This window comes from Streptomyces sp. NPDC127197 (assembly GCF_042672405.1).
In the GTDB taxonomy this organism is placed as follows: Bacteria; Actinomycetota; Actinomycetes; order Streptomycetales; family Streptomycetaceae; genus Streptomyces; species Streptomyces flavusporus.
In genome coordinates, this window is sequence record NZ_JBHXVG010000004.1 from 421888 (window position 1) to 439903 (window position 18016).

14 protein-coding genes and 1 pseudogene are annotated in these 18016 nt (G+C 72.3%); 8 read left to right on the forward strand and 7 right to left on the reverse strand.

The features are described 5' to 3' along the window. Positions 1–34: 34 nt before the first annotated feature. Positions 35–2395, forward strand: coding sequence for a hypothetical protein (locus ACFVJQ_RS09435; RefSeq protein WP_385782208.1), 2361 nt, complete (start codon positions 35–37; stop codon positions 2393–2395). 100 nt (positions 2396–2495) lie between these two features. Here the strand turns inward: ACFVJQ_RS09435 and ACFVJQ_RS09440 are convergent. Continuing rightward, a pseudogene (locus tag ACFVJQ_RS09440) lies at positions 2496–3533 on the reverse strand (Tn3 family transposase); the annotation flags it as partial. A 152-nt stretch (positions 3534–3685) separates the two neighbouring features. On the opposite strand from ACFVJQ_RS09440, the gene ACFVJQ_RS09445 reads away from it, so the two are divergent. Continuing rightward, the gene (locus ACFVJQ_RS09445) at positions 3686–4111 is read left to right on the forward strand and encodes a transposase (protein ID WP_385508789.1); all 426 of its coding nucleotides are present in this window, start codon (positions 3686–3688) and stop codon (positions 4109–4111) included. Between the two features lie 290 nt (positions 4112–4401). Continuing rightward, positions 4402–5589: an RNA-guided endonuclease InsQ/TnpB family protein gene (locus tag ACFVJQ_RS09450; RefSeq protein ID WP_385782252.1), complete on the forward strand. Its 1188-nt coding sequence runs from the start codon at positions 4402–4404 to the stop codon at positions 5587–5589. A gap of 51 nt (positions 5590–5640) precedes the next feature. Here ACFVJQ_RS09450 and ACFVJQ_RS09455 read toward each other — a convergent pair whose 3' ends face one another. The 4 genes from ACFVJQ_RS09455 to ACFVJQ_RS09470 all read right to left on the reverse strand — a co-directional run bounded on the left by ACFVJQ_RS09455 (position 5641) and on the right by ACFVJQ_RS09470 (position 10317). Next, on the reverse strand, positions 5641–8079 hold the full coding sequence (locus ACFVJQ_RS09455; RefSeq protein WP_385782211.1) for a right-handed parallel beta-helix repeat-containing protein: 2439 nt from the start codon (positions 8077–8079) through the stop codon (positions 5641–5643). Positions 8080–8236: 157 nt separating this feature from the next. Next, positions 8237–8839 (reverse strand): hypothetical protein, encoded by a 603-nt coding sequence (locus ACFVJQ_RS09460; protein WP_385508787.1) that lies wholly within the window; start codon positions 8837–8839, stop codon positions 8237–8239. A 179-nt stretch (positions 8840–9018) separates the two neighbouring features. Then, positions 9019–9840 (reverse strand): MOSC domain-containing protein, encoded by an 822-nt coding sequence (locus ACFVJQ_RS09465; protein ID WP_385508786.1) that lies wholly within the window; start codon positions 9838–9840, stop codon positions 9019–9021. Between the two features lie 42 nt (positions 9841–9882). Next, positions 9883–10317: a DUF6643 family protein gene (locus tag ACFVJQ_RS09470; RefSeq protein ID WP_385782215.1), complete on the reverse strand. Its 435-nt coding sequence runs from the start codon at positions 10315–10317 to the stop codon at positions 9883–9885. 301 nt (positions 10318–10618) lie between these two features. Here ACFVJQ_RS09470 and ACFVJQ_RS09475 point away from each other — a divergent pair, with 301 nt between their 5' ends. Further along, positions 10619–11884 (forward strand): TerD family protein, encoded by a 1266-nt coding sequence (locus ACFVJQ_RS09475; protein WP_385509072.1) that lies wholly within the window; start codon positions 10619–10621, stop codon positions 11882–11884. Between the two features lie 19 nt (positions 11885–11903). On the opposite strand, the gene ACFVJQ_RS09480 is transcribed toward ACFVJQ_RS09475, so the two are convergent. Further along, the gene (locus ACFVJQ_RS09480) at positions 11904–13079 is read right to left on the reverse strand and encodes a glycosyltransferase (RefSeq protein WP_385782217.1); all 1176 of its coding nucleotides are present in this window, start codon (positions 13077–13079) and stop codon (positions 11904–11906) included. Between the two features lie 57 nt (positions 13080–13136). On the opposite strand from ACFVJQ_RS09480, the gene ACFVJQ_RS09485 reads away from it, so the two are divergent. Then, positions 13137–13922: a glutamate racemase gene (locus tag ACFVJQ_RS09485; protein WP_385508783.1), complete on the forward strand. Its 786-nt coding sequence runs from the start codon at positions 13137–13139 to the stop codon at positions 13920–13922. 105 nt (positions 13923–14027) lie between these two features. Beyond that, on the forward strand, positions 14028–14576 hold the full coding sequence (locus tag ACFVJQ_RS09490) for a hypothetical protein (RefSeq protein WP_385508782.1): 549 nt from the start codon (positions 14028–14030) through the stop codon (positions 14574–14576). Between the two features lies 1 nt (position 14577). On the opposite strand, the gene ACFVJQ_RS09495 is transcribed toward ACFVJQ_RS09490, so the two are convergent. Beyond that, positions 14578–15573, reverse strand: coding sequence for an O-antigen ligase family protein (locus tag ACFVJQ_RS09495; protein ID WP_385508781.1), 996 nt, complete (start codon positions 15571–15573; stop codon positions 14578–14580). Between the two features lie 293 nt (positions 15574–15866). Between ACFVJQ_RS09495 and lnt the strand changes: the two genes are divergently transcribed. Next, complete coding sequence (gene lnt / locus ACFVJQ_RS09500) at positions 15867–17480, forward strand: apolipoprotein N-acyltransferase (RefSeq protein WP_385782220.1); 1614 nt, start codon at positions 15867–15869, stop codon at positions 17478–17480. Positions 17481–17535: 55 nt separating this feature from the next. Further along, positions 17536–18015 (forward strand): NUDIX domain-containing protein, encoded by a 480-nt coding sequence (locus tag ACFVJQ_RS09505; RefSeq protein ID WP_385508779.1) that lies wholly within the window; start codon positions 17536–17538, stop codon positions 18013–18015. Position 18016 lies beyond the last annotated feature (1 nt).

Below are 18016 nucleotides of genomic sequence, written 5' to 3' on the forward strand. Positions count from 1 at the left end.
ATGCCAACGGCACGTCTCGGGGGAAGTGCAAGAAGTGGAACGTGCGCAGGAACGTGCGTGGAGCGACGGGGCGGCCGGGCCCGCCGAGCGGCCCGATCATGCCGGGGCCGCCCTGGAACTGCTGGTCCACGGGGTGGGCGGCGCCACGCCCGAGCACATGCTGGACGACCCGCGCACGGTGCGGATCTCCGGCGACGACACCGCGGCCGTCTTCCGGCGCGCCGACGACGTCGAGGTCGAAACCCGCGCCGACACGGCCGAGCCGGACGAACGGGTCGGCCATGCCGCCGGGCGGCCGGTGCCCGAGGCGTACGTCTGGTCCAACCTCACCTCCGGCAACAGCGCCCGCGCCCTGTGGCTGCTGTTACTGCCGTTCATGGTGGCCAACCTCGCGCACTGGATGCGCCCGACCGCGCGGGGCCGCGTCCGGACGGTGCGGCTCTACGGGCTGCTGGTCCGACTCGTGGGACTGACCCTGACGGTGCTGCTCGTCGCGGCCGCCTGCGAGGTCGCCCTGGACCTGACCGCCTGGCAGTGCGCGGGCACGCCCGCCTGCGCCGAGCGGCATTCCTGGCTGGGCTTTCTGTCGCCCACGGAGTCCGACGGCGGCTGGTGGAGCCCACCGGGCCGCAGGCTCGCCCTGGCGTCCCTGGTGCCCGCCGCCCTGGTCGGCCTGCTGTGGTACCTCTCCCTGCGGACCTGGGCCGCGTACGAGTCCGAGCAGCCGCTGTCGCGCACCCCCGAGGACGACGAGGACACCGGCCGCACCTCACTGGGCCGCCCCGGCTTCTGGTACGGCCGGCGCCTGGTCGCCCGGCTGCGCGGCGCGCACACCGCCGCGGGCCTGCTCACGGTGGCCGCCGCGGTCGCCGGCGCCGCCGCCCGGCACGACCGTGAACCCGGCGGACCGGCCGTCCTGGAGACGCTGGGGTGGCTGCTGGAGGCGGCACTGGTGACCGGCGCGGCCCTCGTCGTGTGGGTGGTCTGCCGACGGGGCCGCAGCGAGCAGCACCTCGACCAGGGACTCGACGCGCCCCTCGTACGACACCTCCCGCTCGCCGCCCTCGTCCTGTTCGCCCTCACCCTGCTCTATGCCGGGTGGGAGCGCCCCGAGTGGGCATCGGACGGGCGGCTGCCGGGCGACGCGACCTTCGGCGGCATCGCCCTCGTGCAGGGCCTGCTGGTGATCGTCCTCGGCGTGGTCGCCCACCTCCTCCACCGCAGCGATCCCGACCCGCGTGCCGCGATGCGCGGCCTGGCCGGGCCCGCCGTCGCAATGCTGGCCTGCGCCCTCGGCGCCGTGATGTCCGGCGGCGTGTCCCAGCGGGTGGCCGACTGGCTGGACGGCACCCGGGCCGCCATCCCCGGTGCGCCGGTCCTGCTGACCTGGCAGGCGTCCGTGATCCCACCGCTGCTGGTGGTCCTGCTCGTCCTGTGCGGCTGGCAGGCGTGGCGCACGCTGGGGCTGGCCCGCGCGGAGCGCGCCGTGGTGGAACGCACCTACCCGGGGGAGTCCAAGGACCCCGAACGCACCCGCCGGATCGCGCGCACCCGCGCCATGGCCACGCTCACCGACCGCGGGCCCCTCTTCGTCGCCGCGATCTCCACCGTCGGCCTGCTCCTGGGCACCGGGGCCCTGGTCGGTGCCATGGCCACGGAGCAGACCCCGAGCCAGGCCGCCGAGCACACGCACCCCTTCGTCCACGGTGCCGCGGAGACCGCCCAGGCCCTCGGCTCCTGGCTGATCGGGCTCGGCTTCATCCTCTTCGTCACCTGGGGCCGGCGCGCCTACAAGGACGCCTCCGCCCGGCGCACCATCGGCATCCTCTGGGACGTCGGCACCTTCTGGCCGCGCGCCGCGCACCCCTTCGCCCCGCCCTGCTACGCCGAGCGGGCCGTGCCCGACCTGACCTGGCGGATCACCACCTGGACGCGCACCACGGGCGGACGCCTGGTGATCTCCGGCCACTCCCAGGGCAGCGTCCTCGCCGCCGCGGCGGCCTGGCAGCTGACCCCGACCGTGCGCAAGCGGGTCGCCCTGCTGACGTACGGCTCTCCGCTGGAGCGCCTGTACGGCCGCTGGTTCCCCGCCCACTTCGGCCCGGCCGCGCTCACCGCCCTGCACCACGACGTCGACTGCTGGGCCAACCTGTACCGGCTCACCGACCCGATCGGCGGCCCCGTACGGCTGCCCGACGACAGCGAACCCGAGGTCGACCGCGAGCCGTTGCAGGACCCGCTGGCCCACGGCCGCACCGACCTTCACCCGCTGCCCGCCCCCATCCTCGGCCACTCCGAATACCAGGCGGACCCGGCCTTCGGCGCCGAACGCGCCCGCCTGCTGGCCCGACTGCGCCCGGAGGTGCCGGCGCAGCGCCTGGAGGCCGACTCCTAGGTGGTGTGCCCGGCGGTCACCTGATTCTTGCGAGGATGCCCCGGCGTGCACGACTCCGTTGGGATATGGGGGTTGAGGGACATCCGCGTCAGATCGTGCGCTAAGCCGACGTCGGCCCTGGTGGGCGGCTGACGGAGCGCCGGCGAAGCGCCGGCTCGGAGAGGTAGCGCAGCAGCTGCACGGTGCGGATCACGCGGCCGACCTCACGGAACGCGGCGTAGGTGGCGTTCTTCTTGGAGCCCGAACGCAGCCGCTTGAGCAGCGTGGACGAGGAGATCGCCCCCTCCCGTACGGAGACCGCGACCTTCATCAGGTGCCGGAACTGGGACTCGATCAGGTCGAAGTCGATTGAGTTCTTGCCCGGCTCCCCGAACAGCGCGTCGATGTGCACGTACTCGGTCTGCTTGCTGGGCCGGTAGAAGGTCAGGCCCTTCCAGTTCCTGATCCTGGGCATGAGATCGAAGCCCAGCAGGTGCGCGAGCGCGAACACCGGCTGGGACGAGGCGGTGTCGGTGACGATCATCTCCGGGCGCTTGCCGCCGTCGCGGTCGTAGAGCACGTCCAGCACGTACAGGGAGTCGCACGGGGTGCCGGCCACGACCTTCCCTCCGAGCCCGGCGGCCTGGTCGTTGATCATGTTGAGCCAGGTGGCGCCGCCCCGGCGGCCGAAGAATTTCGGGTTCGGCCGCGCGTACACGCTCGGCACCGGGACGACGAACCGCATCCCGTCGACCGAGGCGACGAGGCCGCAGCCCCACGCATTCGCGAGGCCGATGGACGCTTGGTGCTCGATCAGGGTGACGTTCGCGGCTCGGTAGGTCGCGAGCCGCAGATAGGGCTGGTCGACGTGGGACACCCGTCCGTACTTCAGCGCGTCGATCCCGCCGATCACGGGGGTGTAGCCGACGTTGCAGCCGTGGGCGACCAGGAGCGCAGCGATCGTCACGTGCAGGTCCTTCAGCCGGGCCTCGCCGTCGGTGACCGAGGTGAACGCCTGGTCGGCGCCAGTCCAGGAGAACACCTCCAGCAGCACCTCGGGCAAGTCCACGCGGGGCAGCATCGCGTTCACCGCGGCCCGTAGGTCCAGCAGCGAGGCCGGTTCGGGCTCCGGCTCCAGCGCGGCGAAGTGCAGCCGCCCACATCGTCACCGCCCGCGACGACCATCGGATCGATCTGCTGGGACCCGTGGGGCTGGACACGGTCCATGAGTGCCACGACGGTGAGCACCTCGCCCAGAGTGCCTTCAGCGTCGACTGGGACACGAGGAAGGTCACGTGCCCGCACGGAGCGGTGAGCGCAAGCTGGTCCGACCAGCACAAAGCCGGCGGCACGCCGATCTTTCGCGTGCGCTTCGCGTCCCAGGGCTGCGAGCCGTGCCCGCTGCGATCCCGGTGCACCACGGCCGCGAACGGCACGTGGGGCCGTCAGTTGACGCTTCTGCCCCGCGAGCAGCAGCAGGTCCTGGAACAACAACGGGCCGAGCAGCAGACCACGCAATGGAAGGCCCGCTACGACGTCCGGGCAGGCGTCGAAGGAACGGTATCGCAAGCGGTGCGACGCACCGGAATCCGCCGCACCCGCTACACCGGACTGCCCAAGACCCATCTCGGCAACGTCCTTGCCGCCGCCGCGATCAACCTCATACGCCTCGACGCCTGGCTCAACCACACACCCTCGGCAAGACGAGAACCTCACACCTCGCCACTCTCGGACTGACAGCCTGATCCCCACACCGGTTTGCGCATTCCCCAACGGAGTCGTGAACGCCGGGGAGGAATCGCATCCCGTGACGGCGACGCGGAGCGTCGCCGTGTCCGGTCTGCTGGGGCGTGGAGCGCCCGCAAGGCCGCCGGTGGAGCCGAAAAAGCGAACGAGCGTGCCCGTGTTCGCCGGTTGTGGTGACTGTGTCGTGATGAGGGTACGGGTGTGCGCATGTCGTACGTACGGTCTCCTCGCGGAAGCCGGGGTGGTCGGCCGGGGCGTGGGAGGGGGGTGATGGCGTGTCGGTGGTGAAGGAGGGCGGGCATGCCCGGTACGCGTACCGGCTTCGCGTGTCGTCGACCGCCCGCACCGCCCTCCTGGCGGAGTGGGACCGGTGCCGTTGGATCTGGAACGAGTGCGTGGCCCGGTCGAAGAAGGCCCACGCCGAGAACGAGAAGTGCGGCCCCGCGATCCTGGACAAGATGCTGACCGAGGCCCGCGCCATCACGCCGTGGCTGGCCGAGGGCTCGTCGGTGCCGCAGCAGCAGCTCATCCGGGACTTCGGCACGTCCCGCGCGAAGGCGTTGAAGGACATCAAGGAACGCCTGCCCATGGCACGCCGGGCCGGGATGCCGACGTGGAAGACCAAGCGTGAGGCGCTGCCGACGCTGAACTACACCCGGCGCGGGTTCCGCCTCAGGGATGGCCGTCTGCACCTAGCCGGGGGCGTCGCGGTGACGGTGGTGTGGTCGCGGGACCTGCCCGCCGACCCGTCCAGCGTGCGGGTGTACCAGGACGTCCTGGGACGCTGGTACTGCTCGTTCGTCGTGCCCGCCGAGGTGCAGCCGCTGCCGGAGACCGGCCGCGTGATCGGGATCGACTGGGGCGTGAAGGAGACCGCGACTACCACCTCGGACGCCCACGACCTCCCGCACGCCGAGCACGGGAAGAAGGCCCGGGCGAAGCTGTTGCGCTACGACCGGATGATGGCTCGCCGCAAGCCCGCCAAGGGGCAGGCGGCCTCCAGGGGCTACCGCGAAGCGAAGAAGCTGCGGGCGAAGACGTACCAGAAGATCGCCCGGCAGCGGCAGGACACCGGCCGCAAGTGGGCCAAGCGTGTCGTGACCGACCACGACGCCCTCGCCGTGGAGGACTTCCGCCCGAAGTTCCTCGCCAGGACGTCGATGGCCCGCAAGGCGGCCGACGCCGCGATCGGCGCCACGAAGAAGGCCCTGATCGAGATGGGCCGCAAGCACGGGCGGGACGTCCGCCTGGTGCACCCCGCGCACACCACGATGGACTGCGCGTCGTGCGGAGCGAGAACGAAGCACGCACTTCCGCTGTCGGAACGTACCTACACCTGCACCGCATGCGGAGCTGTGTCCCCCAGGGACAAGAACTCCGCCCGCGTGATGCTCGTCCGGGCTGGTCTCAACCCGGCTGGTGCCGAGGGCGTAAGACCTCCCGGGCCGCTGGCCCAGGCGGCGGCCTGAGCCAGGAATCTCCTCCCCTTCAGGGAGGGGAGGATTCAAGAGGGGGAGCAGTCAAAGCAGTTCCGGCAGATCCTCCGCGTACAGCAGGGTCAGGTCGTCCGTGCTCGGTTCGTCGAGCTGGGCGACCCGGCTCGCGTGGCGCTCCACCATCGCCTCGAAGGTCTGCCGGGCGGTGCGGCCGTTGCCGAAGGCGGGGCCCTTCGGGATCGCGGTGAAGTACTTCAGGACGGCCTCCGCCGCACCCGGCGCCAGCCGGTACTCATGCTCGTCCGCCTGTTGCTCCACGATCCGCAGCAGCTCGTCGGGGGCGTAGTCGCTGAAGGTGATGGTGCGTGAGAAACGGGATGCCACACCGGGGTTGACGGACAGGAACCGTTCCATCTCGGCCGTGTAGCCCGCGACGATCACCACCACCGCGTCCCGGTGGTCCTCCATCAGCTTCACGAGCGTGTCGATGGCCTCCTTGCCGAAGTCACGGCCCGCGTCCTCCGGCGACAGCGCGTACGCCTCGTCGATGAACAGCACGCCGCCACGGGCCCGTTCGAACGCCTCCTGCGTGCGGATGGCGGTGGAGCCGATGTGCTCGCCCACCAGGTCCACGCGGGACACCTCGACCAGATGGCCCTTGTCCAGGACGCCGAGCGAGGCGAGGATCTCGCCGTACAGCCGCGCGACCGTGGTCTTGCCGGTGCCGGGGGAACCCGTGAAGACCAGGTGCCGCTTGACCGACGCCGCCTTGAGTCCCGCTTGCTGCCGGCGCCGGCCCACCTCGATCATGTCGGTGAGGGCCCGCACCTCGCGCTTGACGCTCTCCAGGCCCACCAGCGCGTCGAGTTCACCGAGCACGGCCTTCGAGGTCCGGGCCGACTGCTCCGGCTGCGTGGCCGCCACGAGCGGCTCCTGCTCGGTGGTGCGCTGCCCGGGGATCGCGCCGAGCAGGGACGTCGACCCACTCGCCGTCTGGACGACGGGTTCCGGGGGAGCGGGCGTGCGCAGGCTCGCGCTCTCGTCGCTGGTGCAGTCCTCCACGACCGGTCCCGCACCGGACCCCGCGTCGGGACCGGGGTCCGCGAACTCGTAACCCCCGCGTGCGCAGCGCTCCGTACGGCACTTCCTGAGCGTCGTACGGCACCCGTCGATCACATGGAAGCCGTAGCCACCGCTGCCCCGCACCCGGCAGTTCAGGAAGCTGCCGCGGCCGCCCGCCGACACATAGAAGCCCGCTTCCGCGGGGGAGTCGACCGTGCACCGCTCGATGGTGGGGTCGGCGCCCTTGGTCACGATCACGCCGGTCTGGGTGCCGGCCATCGTGCAGTTGCTGAGGGTGCCGCCGCTGCCGTGGTCACGGAACCATGCGCCGGTCGCGGCGTCCTTGATGCGGCAGTCGTCGAGCTGTGCCGTCGCTCCGTCGCTGACGGACACCGCCGTGTTGCGCACCTGGGACAGGTCGCTGTCGACGACGTCCGCACGGGAGCCGCGGTCGAGCACGAACAGCGCGTCCGGCACGTCGTGCACCCGGCAGGAGTCGAGCACCACCGTCGCACCGTCGCTGACCCACACGGCCGGGTAGTCGCCCGTGCTGTCGAAGATCTCGCACTGGTTGGCGTCGACGCGTGTGCCCGGGTCCCACACCGACAGGCCGTTGCGGCCGAACTGCCGCACGCTGGTGCGGGCCATCGTGAGGACGGAGCGGGAGCGCAGGTCGACCGCGTTCTCGGGGATGTCGTGGATTCGGCAGTCGGCGAGGGTGAGCACGGCGTCGGTGTCGAGGGTGACGCCGTCCGCAGTGGTGCGGTGCACATCGCAGTCGGTGAGGTGTGCGGTGGCCCGGCCGGTGATCTGCACGCCGCTGCCACGGACCTCGTACACCTCGCAACCCACCGCCTCCAGCCCGGAGTTCTCACCGGTCGCGGTCAGACCCGAACCCGAGGCGTGGTGCACCCGGCAGCGCTCCAGGCGCGGACGGGCGCCGCCGCGCACCGCAACGCCGGCCTGTCCGGCCGCGACGACCTCGCAGTCCTCGAACACCCCGCCCCCGCCGTCGACGACGGCGATGCCGATGCCCGCCGGATTGTCGACGGTGCACCGCCGCACGGTCGGGCGCGCGCTGCCGCGCACCTCGATCCCGGCGGCGGACCGGGTGACGACCCGCACGTCGGTCAGCTGCGGCGTGCCCTTTTCGACGAGCAGCGCGGGCGCGGCCGCGTCCTGCCCCTCCACGTGCAGGTCCTGCACCACCGCCGAGGCGCGCACGGTCAGCGGCACCCCGTCGACGGGTGCGATGCGCACGGAGCCGGGCGAGCCCTCGGGTCCGCGCAGGGTCACCGCCCGCTGCACGACGAGGTTCTCCCGGTAGGTCCCGGGGGCGATGGTGAGCACGTCACCGTCGGCCGCGGCCTCCAGGGCGGCGGCGAGCGATGCGTACTCACCCGTGCGGCGCCGCCACCGCGATGTACCGGTGTGCGTCACCTGGACCGTGCCCTGTGCCATGGCGTTGCTGTGCCCCCACCTCGGTCGTACTGATGGCTCGTTCGCCTGCGAGGCGTCACAGCCCCTACGGCTCGCTCGCACGCGGGTTGATGCCGAAGTTCGGCCGGTCCACCGTAGCGTGCGCACGGACGGTGGGTTGACCGGAGCCGGAAGGCCGTCAGCTGCCGGTGCCGGTCCTGCCCCAGTCCGGGCCCGCCCGGTCCCAGGCCTGGTCCCAACGGGCGTACCGGCGACGGACCATGTGCCAGACGATCATCCGTCTGGCACCCTCGACGAGGCCCGCGGTGAGCACGGCCGCGCCGAACCCGGCGAGGACGGCGTGTGTCGTCGCCGTGGCCGGGTCCAGCGGGCGGGCCGCGGTACGGCCGTGCCCGTCGGTCCATATCGTGAAGTGTTCGCCGGGCTCGGGGGTGCCGAGGTGCGTCATGACCGGTGCCCGGTGGTCGGTGCCGTCCGGTGCGGTCCAGTGCGCGAGCACGCGGGTGCGGGTCTCCCGCGAGGCGGTCTCGGCGTCGAGGTCCAGGGGGGAGCGCTCCAACTCGCGGACGACGGTGGCCGTCACGAGATGACGGGACTGGCGCTGCTCCCGGACGGACCGCTGCATGGAGTCCTGCGCGACGGAGCCGACGAGGGAGCCGATCACGGGTGCGACGAGGAGGATGGCCAGCAGGGCGCCCAGGGCCACCCAGGCCTCGACCAGATCGGTCGTGCGGCGCAGCGGATTGTGCCGCCAGCGCCAGAGCCCGCCGATAGCTCGCACGTCCCGCACCCCCTTCCCGCTCCGTGATAACCCCCGATGGAGCCGTTCACCCGCGGGCCCGGTCGAAGAGAGAGCGAAATCACCTGTGCCCGAGGTGTCTCATGAACTTCTCACGATGGCTCAACGCGCAGGTTCCGCCCCGGGGTTCCCGCACGGCCGCGGTTCCCGGCGACTGTCACTCATTCGATGATCCGGACCGGGTCCCCGACCCTGATCGTGCCCACGGACTGAGGTACGAGGTTCTGTCCGAAGACCAGCTTGCCGCCGATGCGGCGGTGCCGTACGAGGGTGTGCAGGGGCTCCCGGCCGCGCTCGGCGGTGGACTGGTCGGTCGTGGTGACGACGCACCGCCCGCACATCTTGGCGACGCGGAAGGTCACCTCGCCGATGGCGATGCGCCGCCAGGCGTCCTCGGCCCAGGGCGCGGCGCCCGCGACGACCACGTTCGGCCGGAACCGGTTCATCGGCAGCGGGCCCTCGTCGGCGAGTCCGTTCTGCGCGATCAGCGAGTTGAGGGCGTCGAGGGAGGCTGCAGAGGTGAGGAGCAGCGGGTAGCCGTCGGCGAACGTGACCGTCTCGCCGGGCAGCGCGTAGTCCGGATCGACGGGCCGGCGTACGGCGGGGTCGTCCATGTGGACGAGGCGGACGTCGGCACCGACGAACTCACTGCACCAGGCGTGCGCCGCGGCGTCGGCGAGGACGCCCTCCACCTTGTCGCGGAAGATCTGCAGCGTGAGCGTGCCGACCGGCTCGGGGACGGCCACGGTCAGTGGGTCCAGTCCGGGTGCGGACAGCCGGATGCCGCCGGGCACGAGCTCGGCGGCGGCCAGCGCGAGGCGCGGTTGCTGGCGTTGCGTGACGACCTTTCCCCCGTCGTCGATCAGCACCCAGCGTCGGTCTCCGGCCAGCCCCCAGGGCTCCACGACGGCCTGCCGGGGCGCAAGACCCCGGAACGCCTTGACCGGATGGACATGAATCGACTGCAGCACCGCGTTCCCCATGGGGCCATCGTGCCAGGCGACACCGACAGCCCGGGGGTGGGCTCAGTAGCCGCGGTACTGCTGGTTGTTGTACGGGTCCTGGTGCTGAGCCGGGGCGGGCCGGGGGGCCGCGGGGCGCATCGCCTCGTAACCCGTGCCGCCGGGCGCCGCGGGGCGCGGCTGCTGGTGCTGCGGGCCGGGGTACCCGCGCGGCGCGGCGGCCTGTTGCGGGATGTACGCCGTGGGCGCCTGCTGCAGCGGCGTGGGCTGCGGCGCCTGCGGGTAGCCATAGGCGGGCTGGGACGGGGCCGCCGGCAGGGCGGGCAGCGCCGACGGGAGGGCGGGCAGGTGGCTGCCCGGCGTGTCGTACGCGGCGGGGACCCGGATCGGGGCGATCTGCGGGGTGCCCCGCTCGGCCACGAGCGAGTCGTAGATCGGGGTGTCCGGGAAGGAGGCGGAGTAGTAGCCGCCGCCATAGGTGGAGCGGGGGGAGGTCATGGCACATAAGTTAAGCCCACGATGTGCTGGTTGGGGAGACCGATAAGAGGGTTGTTTTCCGTGTCCGCGGTGACGTGGGATCCCCAATGCGAGCGAACTTGGGAAAAAGGGGCACCGAGCGGCGCTCGGATCGTGTAAAGGCTCAGTTCCCAGGGGGTTACCGGCGGTTGACCACTCGTCTTTCCGTACGCGCGCATGGGCGTTCGTCGTCGGTGGCAATAGGTTGTGGCGCATAGAGAAAATCGATGGCTGCCGGGGTGCGACCTTGGCGCGGTGACACGTGATGGGGGCGGACATGTCAATGCCGAAGGGATCGAATGTTCCGGTGCCGACGACGGCACTGCGGGTGGAACTCGGGTGGCGTTCCGGACCGGGCGTGCCCGACACCGACGCCTCGGCCCTGCTGCTGGCCGGTGGCAAGGTGCGCTCCGACGCGGACTTCGTGTTCTACAACCAGCCGCAGCACACCTCCGGAGCGCTCCGGCACGAGGGCAAGCGGGAGGCCGGCGGAGGGGTGACCGACACCCTCCACGTCGACCTCGCGCGCGTGGAGCCCGCGATCGAGACCGTGGTGGTCGCCGCCTCCGCGGACGGCGGCGCGTTCGGTCAGGTGCCCGGCCTGTACATCGAGGTCAAGGACGCCGCTCGGGGGACGGTGGTGGCGCGGTTCGACAGCGAGGGAGCCACGGTCGAAACGGCCTTCGTGCTCGGCGAGTTCTACCGCCGCCAGGGTGCCTGGAAGTTCCGTGCGGTGGGACAGGGCTACAGCAGCGGCCTGGAGGGCCTGGCCACGGACTTCGGGATCACCGTGGACGAGCCGCAGCACACGGCATCCACCGCGCCGCCGGCCACCGCGCCCAGGCCTGCGCCGTCCGCGCCGCCCGTCACCGTGCCGGCCTCGCCGCCGGCCGCTCCACCCGCGCCGCCGGTCCAGCTCACCAAGGTCACGCTCACCAAGGCAGCCCCGTCCGTGTCGCTGACCAAGCAGGGCGGAACGTCGGGTGCCATGCGCGTGAACCTCAACTGGCAGGTGCGCAAACAGTTCTCAGGGTGGGGCGGCAAGCGCGGCCGGGCGGTCGCGATGCACTCCGACCTGGACCTCGACCTGTGTGCCCTGTACGAACTCACCGACGGCAGCAAGGGCGTCGTCCAGGCCCTCGGCAACGCCTTCGGCGCGCTGCACCAGCCGCCGTACATCCACCTCGACGGCGACGACCGCACCGGAGCCGTGGCGAGCGGTGAGAACCTCACCGTCAACCTCGACCACAAGCACAAGTTCCGGCGCATCCTCGTCTTCGTCACCATCTACGAAGGCGCCCGCTCCTTCGCCGACCTGCATGCCACGGTCACCCTGCAGCCGCAGCACGGCGCCCCGATCGACTTCTCCCTGGACGAGTGCACCGTCCCGTCCCCGGTGTGCGCCCTCGCGCTCATCACCAACACCGGCCAGGACCTGGTCGTCCAGCGCGAGGCCCGCTATCTGGTGCCGGAGCGCGGCGTCAGCCCGCAGCGGACCGTCGACTACGCCTATGGGTGGGGCATGAACTGGACCCCGGGCCGGAAGTGAGCCCGCCGGACATCGGCGCTCACCCCTCGTCGGGGACGGCGCCGGGACGGGCGTAGGTGCGGCCCTTCCAGGCCGCACCGCGCCCCCTGTAGTGCTGCACCGCGGAGTCGACCGTCATGAGGAGGTACACGAACGCGGTGAACGGCAACAGGGGAGCGAGCCACAGCGGCTGGCGGTAATAGCGGAGCATCGGGACGTACGTGCCCGTCATCACCAGCCAGGCCGAGCCGCCCAGCACCGCCGCAGCCGTACCCCCGCCGGCTGCACCGACGACCAGCGCCACAGGCGGCACCAGATACACCACCGCCAGTCCCGCCACGGTCCCGGCCAGCAGCAGCGGACTGTGCCGCAGCTGGGCGTAGGCACTGCGCGCGACCATCCGCCACAGATCGTGCAGGCGCGGATAGGAGCGCACGCTGTCCACCCGTTCGGCGAGCCCCAGCCACAGGTGGCCGCCGATGCTCCGGACGGCCCGCGCAAGCGCCACGTCGTCGATGACGGCGTGCCGGATGGCGTCCGGGATGCGCGCCCGCTCGGCGGCCTCGGTGCGCAACAACACGCAGCCGCCGGCCGCTGCGGAGGTCCGTGCGCCCTTCCTGCCGATCCGGCGGAAGGGGTACAGCTGCGCGAAGAAGTAGACGAAGGCCGGCACCACGAGCCGTTCCCACCGGCTCTCCACCCGCAGCCGGGCCATCTGCGAGACGACGTCGAAGCCTCCGGTGCGGGCCGCCGCGACCAGCACCCGCAGACTGTCCGGTGCGTGGGCGATGTCGGCGTCCGTCAGCAGCAGGTACTCGGGGCCACGCGCGCGTGCCAGGCCGATACCGTGCCGCACCGCCCACAGCTTGCCGGTCCAGCCCGCGGGCGGCTCGCCCGGCGAGTCCACGGTCAGCGGCAGCCCGCCGTGCCGTCGGGCCAGTGCGCGGGCCAGCTCACCGGTGCCGTCCGTGCTGCCGTCGTCCACCAGGATGACCTCCGCCCGCCCCGGATAGTCCTGCGCGAGCAGCGACGGCAGACTGGCGGGCAGCACCTCCGCCTCGTCGCGCGCCGGTACGACGACACAGACGTCCGGCCACACGGCGGGTTCGGTCCGGGGCGGCAGCCGGACATCCGTACGCCAGAAGAAGCCCTGACCGAGCAGCAGCCACAGCCAGGCGACGAGTGATCCGGCAGCAGTCCACGCGATGGCGCTCACCCGCGCAGTCTGCCCCACCCGATCGGCCCGGAGGGGCCCATCGTCTATCGTGGCCGGGTGAAGATCGCGCTCATGGACTCCGGAATCGGCCTGCTGGCGGCCACCGCCGCGGTACGGCGCCTGCGCCCCGACGCCGATCTCGTACTCTCCCTGGACCCCGAGGGCATGCCCTGGGGACCGCGCACCCCGGAAGACCTCACCGAGCGCGCCCTGGCCGTCGCCGAGGCGGCCGCCGCGCACCGGCCCGACGCCCTCATCGTCGGCTGCAACACCGCCACCGTGCACGCCCTGACCGCCCTGCGTGCCCGCCTCGAACCGGCGCTGCCGGTCATCGGGACGGTTCCGGCGATCAAACCGGCCGCGGCCGGCGGAGGCCCCGTCGCGATCTGGGCCACGCCCGCCACCACCGGCAGCCCCTACCAGCGCGGACTCATCCGGGACTTCGCCGACGGGGTGGAGGTCGCCGAAGTGCCGTGCTGGGGACTCGCGGAAGCGGTCGAGCGCGCGGACGAGGCCGCCATCGACGCCACCGTCGCCGCGGCCGCCGAGCTGACCCCGGCCGAGGTCACCACCGTCGTCCTGGGCTGCACCCACTACGAGCTGGTCGCCGAGCGCATCCGTGCCGCCGTGCAGCGCCCCGGCGCCCCGGCCCTCGTCCTGCACGGTTCCGCGGGGGCCGTGGCCGCTCAGGCCCTGCGCCGGATCGGGTCGCGCCCCGATCCCGTGGCCGAGCCCGGCGGCACTGTGACGGTGCTGCTGAGCGGTCGTGAGGGCCCGCTGCCCGCATCCGCCCTGGCCTACGCGGAAGGTCGGCTCCTGTCGGCGGTCAGCCCCGTCCGGTGACCCACGGTCACTGACCGGAATCCCTCGGTCCGCCGGGCCGTCCGCCGGCCAGTCACTCTGCGCAACACCCTCCCCGCGCAGCGAAACCTGAGTAACCTCGAAACCATGAGGGACCACCCCCGCGGCGAGCACGGCTCGCACCCCGACGTCTGGACCGGTCGGGCCACCAACCGGGTCCAGTGGCTGCTGGCGCTGGGCGGCGCCGCCTGCCTGGCACTGGGTATCGAGCTCGCCGTCGACTCCACGTGGACCGACGGCATCATCGCCCCGCTCGTCATGGCCGTCGTCGGCTGCATCGCGGCCGGACTGCTGGTGTTGTTCGGCACCCTCGCGTTCGTGCACGTCGCGCTGAAGGTCGACGAGGAGTCCCTCGAAGTGCGGTGCGGCCACATCGGCGTGCCGCGCCGCCGCATCCCCCTGTCACAGGTGGTCGGCGCCGAGTTCGCCCCGCACGTCACTCCTCGCCAGTGGGGCGGCTGGGGCTATCGCTGGCGCCCCGAGAAGGGCACGGCGGTCGTCGTACGGTGCGGGGAGGGCGTGGTGCTGCGGCTCTGGGACGGCCACACGTTCACGATCACCGTGGACAATGCGGAGGCGGCCGTACGGGTCATCAAGTCGCGCCTGCGGGCCGGCACACCCGGCACGGCCCACTGAGTCACGGCGCCGGACGGTCTCCCTGCGCGACGCTCTCCCGGCGTGGCGACTCCTCGGCCAGCGGGCGTGCCGTGGCCAGGCCCGCGAGCAGCCCTGCCCCGGCCGACACCGCGGTGAAGCTCAGCGCGTTGCCGACCGCGGCGATGGCCGCGAGTGCCGTCAGCGCCGCGCCGGCGGTGAGGACGACCGGCGTGGGCCGCGCGGTGCGCCACAGGGCGTACAGCACCCAGCAGAACGCCGCCGCCAGCAGAACCACTCCGACGACTCCCTGTTCGGCGGCCTGCTGCAGGGGCGCGGAATGCGGTTTGCCGTCGGACAGCGGCGACCCGACGACGGTGGGGCTGAGTTCTCCGAAGCGCCCTGGGCCGACCCCCAGGGCGTCCCCACGGGCCATGGCCAGCGCGTCCTGCCACAGCTCGACCCGGTGCCGGGTCAGCGGGCCCTCCACGGATGTGGCGAGTCCTTCGGGGAGCACGTGTGCGGCGACCGCCCAGCTCCCGGCGGTCACCAGCGCCGCCGCCAGGGCCAGGCCGGCGATGCCGAGGCCGCGGTGGTTCATCCGGCCCGCCGCGAGGGAGCACAGCAACACCGCCGAACACGCCACGACGCCGATGACCGAACCGAGCGCGGCCGCGGTCAGCGCGATCCCGGCGGCCAGCAGCCGCAGGGCCAGCCGCATCGCCGGTACGGCGGTGGACCAGGCGGCGCAGCAGGCGGCGCCGGCGGACAGGGCCAGCAGCGCGGCGGTGGCGCCCGCGTTGCCGAGGGGCGCGCCGGGCTGTGGCCCCGGGGCGAGATGCGGAACGGTGAGGGTCAGTCCGAGTCCGGCCAGTGCCCCGGCGCAGGGAGCGGCGACCGGCGCGAGCGCCCCGCAGATGCGTCCCGCGGCATAACCGGCGGCGACGGCCAGTACGGCGAGGAGCACGCCTTCCGGGCGGCCGTCGTGCACGGCTGCCGTGATCAGCGACCAGCCGGCGCAGGCCCCCAGCACGACCATGCCCACCGCGTCAGAAACGTTCCGTCTACCGCCGTCCGCATCCGGACCGGCCACAGACGCCATCCCCGTGGACCCCACACGTCCCCCCGAACCCGGCCGCCCCCGACCTGACGGGCCCCAGCCGTCCCGTCTCACGACCCGGGGCCCGGGCACACGGTAACGGCTGATGGGCGGTTTGTGGATGACTGGTACCGAGTTGTGCAGGAACGATGCGGCAATGGTTCAGGAGGAGGCCGTCGTAGGCCGGGCCACCGCGTTCTCGGCTTCGAAGTCGGCCGCCGTACACTCCCGGAGTGACCGTCACCGCAACCTCCGTGGACGAGTCGGACGGCGTACAACCGCGGACCGCGCCCGAGTCGCGCGGCGCGCGCCTGCTGCGCCGCCTCGTCCCGGCCGCCGCCGCAGCGCTCTCCGGAGTGCTGCTCTACGTCAGTTTCCCGCCCCGCACCCTGTGGTGGCTGGCCCTGTCGGCCTTCGCCGTCCTCGGCTGGGTGCTGCGCGGCCGGAACTGGAAGGCGGCGCTCGGCCTCGGCTACCTCTTCGGACTCGGCTTCCTGCTGCCGCTGCTGGTGTGGACCGGCGTGGAGGTCGGCCCGGGCCCCTGGCTCGCCCTGGCCGCGATCGAGGCAGTCTTCGTCGCCCTGGTCGGCGTCGGTGTCGCAGCGGTGTCGAGGCTGCCCGGTTGGCCGGTGTGGGCGGCCGCGGTGTGGATCGCCGGTGAGGCGGCACGCGCGCGCGTGCCGTTCCACGGCTTCCCCTGGGGCAAGATCGCCTTCGGGCAGGCGGACGGCGTCTTCCTGCCGCTCGCCGCGGTCGGCGGCACTCCGGTACTCGGCTTTGCGGTCGTCCTGTGCGGTTTCGGCCTGTGCGACATCGTCCGCCTGGTGGCGGAGGGCAGGCGCACGGGCGCGGTACGACGGGGAGCCGCGGCCGTCGCGCTGCTCGGCGTGGCCGTGCCAGTGGTGGGCGCGCTCGCCGCCCGGCCGCTGGTCAGCGACCGGGCCGAGGACGGCACCGCGACCGTCGCCGTGATCCAGGGCAACGTGCCCCGCGCGGGGCTCGACTTCAACTCCCAGCGGCGGGCGGTGCTCGACTATCACGCCCGCGAGACCGAACGCCTGGCCGCCGAGGTCGAGGCGGGCAAGGTGGCACGGCCCGACTTCGTGCTCTGGCCGGAGAACTCCTCCGACATCGACCCCTTCGCCAACCCCGATGCGTACGCTGTCATCGACAGCGCCGCCAAGGCGATCGGCGCGCCCATCTCGGTCGGCGGTGTCGTCGAGCGCGACGGCAAGCTCCTCAACGAGCAGATCCTGTGGGACCCGGACAAGGGACCGGTCGACACCTACGACAAACGGCAGATCCAGCCGTTCGGGGAGTACCTCCCGCTGCGCTCGCTGCTGGACGCGATCAACAAGAACTGGACCAGCATGGTCCGCCAGGACTTCAGCCGCGGCAGCGAGCCGGGCGTCTTCACACTGGACGGCGTCAGGGTCGGCCTCGCCACCTGCTACGAGGCGGCCTTCGACTGGGCCGTGCGCGACACCGTCACCGACGGCGCGCAGATGATCTCCGTGCCGAGCAACAACGCCACCTTCGACCGCAGTGAGATGACCTACCAGCAGCTCGCCATGTCGCGCATCCGCGCCGTCGAGCACAGCCGCACCGTCACGGTGCCGGTCACCAGCGGCGTCAGCGCGATCATCCTGCCGGACGGAACGATCACGCAGAAGACGGGGATGTTCGTCGCGGACTCGCTGGTCCAGGAGGTGCCGCTGCGCTCCTCCCAGACGCCCGCCACCCGGCTCGGCATCCTGCCGGAGATCGCCCTGGTGCTCGTCGCGGCGGGCGGCCTGGGCTGGGCCGTCGCCGCCGGTGTGCGTGGGCGGCGCGCGGATGACGTGTAGCCGTACGCCCGGGAAGCGCCCTGGGGCTGGTGGATCTTCCCGTTAGGGTCGGCGCATGGCTACTCCTGACTTCATCCGCAGTCTGCGGGCTTCCGCCGGGCATCAGCTGTTGTGGCTCCCCGGCGTCACCGCCGTCGTCTTCGACGACGACGGCAGAGTGCTGCTGGGCCGCCGCTCCGACACCGGCATGTGGTCGCTGATCGGCGGCATCCCGGAGCCGGGGGAGCAGCCCGCGGCCTGCGCTGTGCGGGAGGTCCACGAGGAGACTGCCGTGCACTGTGTGCCCGAGCGGCTGGTGCTGGTGCAGGCGCTGAAGCCCGTCACCTACACCAACGGCGACACGTGCCAGTACATGGACATCACGTTCCGCTGCCGTGCCGTCGGCGGCGAAGCGCGGGTCAACGACGACGAGTCGTTGGACGTCGGCTGGTTCGACATCGACGCCCTGCCGCAGCTCAACGAGTTCGGGCAGCTGAGGATCAAGCAGGCCCTGTCGGACCAACCCACATGGTTCGACTCCACGAGTTTCGAATGAA